General features: G+C 70.0%; 7 protein-coding genes. 3 read left to right on the forward strand and 4 right to left on the reverse strand.

Features of this window, described 5'->3' with window-relative positions:
* Positions 1-70 precede the first annotated feature (70 nt).
* From B4M62_RS08825 to B4M62_RS08840, 4 genes are read right to left on the reverse strand one after another with little or no spacing between them, the layout of a single operon-like run.
* Positions 71-1402, reverse strand: coding sequence for an MFS transporter (locus B4M62_RS08825; protein WP_068746088.1), 1332 nt, complete (start codon positions 1400-1402; stop codon positions 71-73).
* Between the two features lie 36 nt (positions 1403-1438).
* Positions 1439-2254 carry a hypothetical protein gene (locus B4M62_RS08830; protein WP_270486600.1) on the reverse strand — a complete coding sequence of 272 codons (816 nt, stop codon included), beginning with the start codon at positions 2252-2254 and terminating at the stop codon, positions 1439-1441.
* Between the two features lie 41 nt (positions 2255-2295).
* Positions 2296-2685, reverse strand: coding sequence for a metal-sensitive transcriptional regulator (locus tag B4M62_RS08835; protein ID WP_082789363.1), 390 nt, complete (start codon positions 2683-2685; stop codon positions 2296-2298).
* Complete coding sequence (locus B4M62_RS08840; protein ID WP_270486596.1) at positions 2682-2951, reverse strand: YHS domain-containing protein; 270 nt, start codon at positions 2949-2951, stop codon at positions 2682-2684. Before B4M62_RS08840 ends, B4M62_RS08835 begins: the two co-directional genes overlap by 4 nt.
* A 232-nt stretch (positions 2952-3183) precedes the next feature.
* Here B4M62_RS08840 and B4M62_RS08845 point away from each other — a divergent pair, with 232 nt between their 5' ends.
* From B4M62_RS08845 to B4M62_RS08855, 3 genes are all read left to right on the forward strand, one after another.
* The gene (locus tag B4M62_RS08845) at positions 3184-3396 is read left to right on the forward strand and encodes a heavy-metal-associated domain-containing protein (RefSeq protein ID WP_068746081.1); all 213 of its coding nucleotides are present in this window, start codon (positions 3184-3186) and stop codon (positions 3394-3396) included.
* Positions 3393-4367: a heavy metal-binding domain-containing protein gene (locus tag B4M62_RS08850; RefSeq protein WP_068746078.1), complete on the forward strand. Its 975-nt coding sequence runs from the start codon at positions 3393-3395 to the stop codon at positions 4365-4367. Before B4M62_RS08845 ends, B4M62_RS08850 begins: the two co-directional genes overlap by 4 nt.
* 81 nt (positions 4368-4448) lie before the next feature.
* Positions 4449-6559, forward strand: a 2111-nt coding sequence (locus B4M62_RS08855; RefSeq protein WP_414651810.1) for a heavy metal translocating P-type ATPase, incomplete at its 3' end; no start/stop codon positions are given.

Genomic DNA, 6559 nt, shown 5'->3' on the forward strand with positions numbered 1-6559 from the left:
TAAGAACCACGTCCCGGCCAACTGCCGTGGCGTGGACGATGCGGTTCGCCCAGGCGCGGGCGCCGCGCGGTCACGCCGCCTGGGTGCAGGTGCATTGGCATTCGGTGAGGGTGCCGCCGGCGGCGGCGGTGTGCCGCCAGGCGGGGCTGCCGGGCTCGAGTGGGTTGGGCGCGGTGCCTGCCGCAGTGTCGTCGCCTGCAACGGTGGGCGGGGTGCGCCGCCACAGTAGCGGGGCCAGGACTGCCCCCGCACCGGCGATCAAGGCCAGGAGCGCCCAGGCGGGGACGAGCCCGAAGCGGTTGGCGCCCCAGCCTGAGATCGGGTAGGCCAGTAGCCAGGCCAGGTGCGAGAGTGAGAATTGGGCGGCGAACACGGCGGCCACCTCGCTGGGGGCTGCGGCCGCGCGGAGCACTTTGCCGGTCGGTGTGATGGCCATCGCCGAGCCGGCGCCGCTGGCCAGCCACACCGTAGCGGTCACTGCCCACGAGGTGCGGTCGGCTGAGGCCATGGCTACCGCGCCGATGGCGGCGGCGGTGAGAAGCGCTGCGCCGGTGAGCATGACCGTCCGCTCGGTGAATCGGTCCAGTAGCCGCGGAACTGCGAGCGCCATTACCAGGGTGCCGCCGCCTGAGGCGGCGAGCATCCAGGCGACATCCGATTCGGTGCCGCCGAGCCGGTCCCGGACGTAGTTGACGGTGTTGACCACGACGATCGAACCGGTTGCGGCGACGGCGAAGTTCACCGCCAGCACCCCGCGCAGGCTGGGGGTACTGGTGAAGATCCTGGCTCCGGCGAGGATCCGCTCAGCCGGGCCGCCGGCGGTGGCCGCGCGGCGGGCGTCGGGGACGGCGGCGCGGAGCACCAGCGCGGCTGAGATCACGAATCCGGCGGCGGTGCCGAGGAAGAGCACGTTGAACTCGATCACCAGGAGCGCGAGCGCGGCCACGACGGGGCTGGCCAGGCTCTCCATCGTGTATGCGACCTGGGACGCCGACAGGGCGGTGGTGTACTGCCGTTCGTCGGTGATGATGTCGGGGATCACCGCCTGGAAGGTCGGCGTGAACGCCGCCGAAGCCGCCTGCAGGGCACCGATGAGCAGGTAGATCTGCCACACCTGCGTCACGAACGGCAACGCGAGCACGATCGCCGCCCGCAGGATGTCGAGCGAGACCAGGAACGCTCGGCGGGGCAACCGGTCCACGTAGGCGGCGGCGATCGGTGCGATCACCACGTACAGCACCATTTTGATGGTCAGGGCGGTGCCGAGAACGACCGCGGCCGACGAGCCGGCGATGTCGTAGGCGAGCAGGCCGAGTGCGACGGTGGTCAGTCCCGTGCCGAGCAGTGCGACGATCTGCGCGCTGAAGAGCAGCCGGAAGTCGCGATGGGAGAAGGGCCCCACGATGGCTCCTGACGGGTAGTGGATTCGCGTTCGATCTCAGTGGTGGTGGTGGCCGTGTCCCGCGTGGTGCGGGGCGGGGGGCGCAGCGGTGTGCTCGGTGGGCGTGTCGTCGACGGTGAGGGTGAAGTCGGCGGTGCGCACCGTCCCGCCGTGCCGGAAGTCGAGGAACAATCGGTATGTTCCCGCCGACGGAGCCACAGCGTGGAAGCGGATGTCGGGCCCGGCCGGGGTGGTCGGGTCGGCTGGGTCGCCCTCGGGGTGGATGTGCAGGTACGCGAGGTCGCCGGCGCGCAGCGCCACGAGGTGGCCGTAGGCGGCGAGGTAGGGCTGCAGGTCGGTGACGGGCACCCCGGCGCGGGTGACGGTGGCGCGCAGTTCGGTGCCGCGGCCGGCCGCGAGGTCCCCGGCGAGGGTGACCGTGTAGTCGTCGATCGTCGAGGTGGCGCTGGGCTCGGGAAGCGGACGGGGGCGGAAGTCGCCGGGTACCGCGAGGTCGGCGCCGAGCGTGAGCGCGGTATCGGCGCCGGTGGGCGCGAAGTCCGCGAACAGCCGCCATACGCCCGGGGTCAGGTCCACCTCTACCGACCACAGGCCGGCCGCGTCCATCCTCGGGTGCAGGTGGTGGAACACGCTGGTGTCGCGCTGCGCTGCGATGAAGTGCAGGCGCTTGTCGTGCCGCTCGTCGAAGTCGGTCACGGGCGTCCCGTCGGGGCCGACGATGGTGAATTCGATCCGGCTCGTGCCCGCGTCCGCGGTGTGGAAGGGCGGGGTTATCCGGTAGCCCTGCTCGGCCACCTGCAACCCTTGCGGGATCGCGGGGGCGGGGTGTCCTGCATGTGCGCTGTGGTCCATGGTGTGCTCCTTGGGAGTTCGGGCCGGCGCTGCTCGTCTGGTCAGGTGCGGACCAGGCGGGCGATCGCCGCGGTCGCCTCGTCGAGTTTGGTGGTCAGTTCGTTTGGATCCGACTGCGCGGCTTGCACTACGCAGTGGCGGATGTGGTCATCGAGCAGCGCGAGCGCCAGCCCCTGTAGGGCACTGGTCGCGGCGCTGATCTGGGTGAGGATGTCGATGCAGTACTGGTCCTCGTCGATCATGCGCCCGATTCCGCGGGCCTGACCCTCGATCCGTTTGGCTCGCGCCAGGTATCGGCTCTTGTCGGTCAGATACCCGTGCTGCGACTGGCAGCAGACCTCCGACGCCGCGGGCGCCGGTGCGCCCAGCGCGGATCCGGCCGCTGCGCACTCCGGCTGGACGAGCACGTTGTCTGCGGACACGGCGCTCATGCCGACGCCGCCGTGGCGTACTTGTTGGGGTCGGCGTCAAATCGCGGACCGCATCCGGCGCAGCACAGGTAGTAGCGGGTGCCCTCGAAGTCCCGGTACAGGCCCTTGCTGACCGCGGTGGCCTTGTGCACGGTGGTACCGGCCATCACGGGGCATTCGGCCATCTCCTCGCTACCGGCCGCAGGGGCGCTCTGCAACAGCTCCAACGGCTCAGCGGCGTCGCCGGCGTGGCCGCAGCAGGACTGGCGCGGTGCGTTGTCGGTCATGGGAAACCTCACTTCTCTCGTGGTCGGGGTTCGACGGTCGAACCGGATTCCGATACCCCATCGGGGTACCTAGATATATACCCCCTGGGGGTATCGGTGTCAACCCTTGGTTCTGACCGAGCGCGGTTCCCCTCCGATCTCTCCGACGCTCTAGACATACCCCCCATGGGTATGCTATCCCTGAAAGGACCAGATACCCCACAGGGGTATGCATCAGGGAAGGGAGACCGACATGACCACGAACGAGTACCAGGTGAGCGGCATGACGTGCGGACACTGCGAGATGTCGATCCGCGAGGAGGTCAGCCTGATCGACGGTGTCGAATCGATCGAGGTGAGCGCGCAGACCGGACGGCTGCGGGTGACCGGGGCGCAGGACATCGACGACGCCCGGGTCCTCGCGGCGGTCGAGGAGGCCGGCTATTCGGCGGTGCGTGACCGATGAACGCGGCGCAGAAGCTCGCCGCGTACGGGGCCGGGCTGGTGGTGGCTTTCGCCGGCGCCTACGGCATCGCCGGCGCCGTGGTGCCCGATTCCGTCGTCGCCGGCTGGGAGCGAAGCAGCACGAGCTCGCACGCCGGGTCGGAGCATCAAGCAGGCAGCAGCGCTACCGCAGCCGACACCGCCGCCCCGGCCGCGGCCGCAATCAAGGGCGTCTCGCTCAGCGCGGACGGGTACACCCTGGGGCCGGTGACGGCGCCGGCCGTGCCGAACGTCGCCGGGAATGTGGATTTCACGGTGCTCGACCGTCGGGGAGAGCCGGTGCGTGAGTTCGACGTCGCGCATGAGAAGCAGCTGCATCTGATCGCCGTGCGCGCCGACGGCGCGCACTATCAGCACCTGCATCCCACGCTCGACGCCGCGAGCGGACGCTGGTCGGTGCCCGTCACCTGGCCCGAGGCCGGTACCTATCGGGTCTACGCCGATTTCACCGCAACCGGCGCGAAGGGATCGACCGCACTGACGCGGACCGTCCAGGTCGACGGCGCGTCCGTCGCCCAGCGGCGCGAGCCCACCCGCACCGCACAGGTGGACGGGTTCACCGCCACCCTGAGCGGCGACCTCGCCTCCGGCGGATCGAGCGACCTCACGGTGACGATCACCAGGAACGGAGCACCCGTCACGGGCCTCGAGCCCTACCTCGGCGCGTACGGCCACCTGGTGGCGCTGCGCGAGGGCGACCTCGCCTACCTGCACGTGCACGCCACCGGCGAGGAGCCGCGCCCGGGCGCCACATCCGGCCCGGACATCGGGTTCGCCGCCGAGGTGCCCACCGTGGGCCGGTACCTGCTCTACCTGGACTTCCAGGTCGACGGCGTAGTGCGCACCGCGCAGTTCGTCGTCGACGCCGGACAGGGCCGGAATGAGCAGGGCGGCAACGCTGGGGCTGCGCCGTCGCACGGATCCGGGCACTAGAGCACTAATGACACACGGAGGAAAGATATGAGCGTGAGAGCGCCTTCGGGCGGTAAGGACGTCGAGCTGGCGATCGGTGGGATGACCTGCGCATCGTGCGCCAACCGGATCGAACGCAAGCTCAATCGTCTCGACGGGGTCGAGGCGACGGTCAACTACGCCACCGAGAAGGCCAAAGTCCATGTGCCCGAGGCGTACGACACCCAGCAGCTAATCAACGAGGTGCAGCAGACCGGCTACTCGGCGACCGTGCCACAGGCCCCCGCAGGCGGGGCTGGGACGGTGGGCGAGGGCAACGGCGACGATCCCGACGGCGACGGCGGATCGGACCCGGAACTGACGTCCCTGCGCCAGCGGCTGATTGGCTCGGCCGTGCTGGCGGTACCGGTGATCGCCATGGCGATGGCCCCTGCACTGCAATTCACCTACTGGCAGTGGGCATCCCTGGTGCTGGCGGCGCCGGTGATCCTGTGGGGCGCCTTCCCGTTCCACCGCGCCGCGTGGATGAACCTCAAGCACGGCACCGCAACGATGGACACGCTAATCTCGATGGGCACCCTGACAGCGTTCCTGTGGTCGCTGTACGCACTGTTCCTCGGCACCGCCGGCACACCCGGCATGAAGCACGGCTTCGAGTTCACCATCGCACCGTCGGACGGTGCGGCGAACATCTACCTCGAGGTGGGCGCGGGCGTCACGGTGTTCATCCTCGCCGGGCGGTACTTCGAGAAGCGCTCGAAGCGGCAGGCCGGCGCCGCGCTGCGCGCCCTGCTCGAACTCGGCGTCAAAGACGTGGCGGTAATGCGCGACGGAGCCGAGGTGCGGATCCCCGTCGCGGACCTCGCGGTCGGCGACGAGTTCGTGGTGCGCCCGGGCGAGAAGATCGCCACTGACGGCGTCGTGACTGCCGGGTCCTCAGCCATCGACGCCTCGATGCTCACCGGCGAATCGGTGCCCGTCGAAGTCTCCGCCGGTGACACGGTCACCGGAGCGACAGTGAACTCGGGCGGCCGGCTGGTGGTGCGCGCCACGCGTGTGGGCGCCGATACCCAGCTGGCGCAGATGGCGCGACTCGTTGAGGACGCGCAGACCGGCAAGGCCGAGGTCCAACGCCTCGCCGACCGCGTCTCCGGGGTGTTCGTGCCGATCGTCATCGCGATCGCGATCATCACCCTCGGCGGATGGCTCGGCGCCGGCTTCCCCATCGCGGCGGCATTCACCGCGGCGGTCGCGGTCCTCGTGATCGCCTGCCCGTGCGCGCTGGGCCTGGCGACCCCGACCGCGCTGCTGGTCGGCACCGGCCGCGGCGCGCAGATGGGCGTGCTGATCAAGGGGCCGGAGGTGCTGGAGTCCACCCGCAAGGTCGACACCATCGTCCTGGACAAGACCGGGACGGTGACCACCGGCAAGATGACGCTCGTCGAGGTGATCGCTGAGGACGGCGTGGACGAGCACGAACTGCTGCGGCTGGCAGGCGCACTGGAAAACGCTTCTGAGCACCCGATCGCGCAGGCCATTGCCACCGCGGCGACGGAAGCCACCGGAGCACTGCCGGCGCCGGAGGGCTTTGCGAACATCGAGGGTCAGGGTGTGCAGGGCGCCGTCGACGGCCACGCCGTGATCGTCGGCCGCGAGTCGTTGCTGGCGGACTGGGCGGTCTCGCTGAGCGCGGACACCGCGGCGGGTAAGGCCCGCGCGGAAGCGGAGGGAAAGACCGTCGTCGCCGTGAGCTGGGACGGCCACCCGAAGGGCGTCCTCGTGGTGGCCGACACTGTCAAACCGACCAGCGCACAGGCCATCCACGAACTGCGAGCCCTGGGCCTGACGCCCGTGCTGCTCACCGGCGACAACACCGCCGTCGCCCAGCAGATCGGGGCAGAGATCGGCATCGACGAGGTGATCGCCGAGGTCATGCCACAGGACAAGGTCGCTGTCGTCACACGGCTGCAGGAGCAGGGCAAGGTCGTGGCGATGGTCGGCGACGGCGTCAACGACGCCCCGGCCCTCGCGCAGGCCGACCTCGGCCTGGCCATGGGCACCGGCACCGACGTCGCGATCGAAGCATCCGACATCACCCTCGTCCGCGGCGACCTGCGCAGCGCAGTCGACGCGATCCGCCTGTCCCGCAAGACCCTGAGCACGATCAAGACCAACCTGTTCTGGGCCTTCGCCTACAACACCGCAGCGATCCC

This window comes from Gordonia sp. UBA5067 (genome assembly GCF_002414845.1).
Lineage (GTDB): Bacteria > Actinomycetota > Actinomycetes > Mycobacteriales > Mycobacteriaceae > Gordonia > Gordonia defluvii.

What these genes read in the sequence shown, in the direction of transcription:
- B4M62_RS08830 (WP_270486600.1), bottom strand. Translation starts at nt 2,254, where the DNA reads ATGGACCACAGCGCACATGCAGGACACCCCGCCCCCGCGATCCCGCAA.
- B4M62_RS08835 (WP_082789363.1), bottom strand. Translation starts at nt 2,685, where the DNA reads ATGAGCGCCGTGTCCGCAGACAACGTGCTCGTCCAGCCGGAGTGCGCA.
- B4M62_RS08845 (WP_068746081.1), top strand. Translation starts at nt 3,184, where the DNA reads ATGACCACGAACGAGTACCAGGTGAGCGGCATGACGTGCGGACACTGC.
- B4M62_RS08840 (WP_270486596.1), bottom strand. Translation starts at nt 2,951, where the DNA reads ATGACCGACAACGCACCGCGCCAGTCCTGCTGCGGCCACGCCGGCGAC.
- B4M62_RS08850 (WP_068746078.1), top strand. Translation starts at nt 3,393, where the DNA reads ATGAACGCGGCGCAGAAGCTCGCCGCGTACGGGGCCGGGCTGGTGGTG.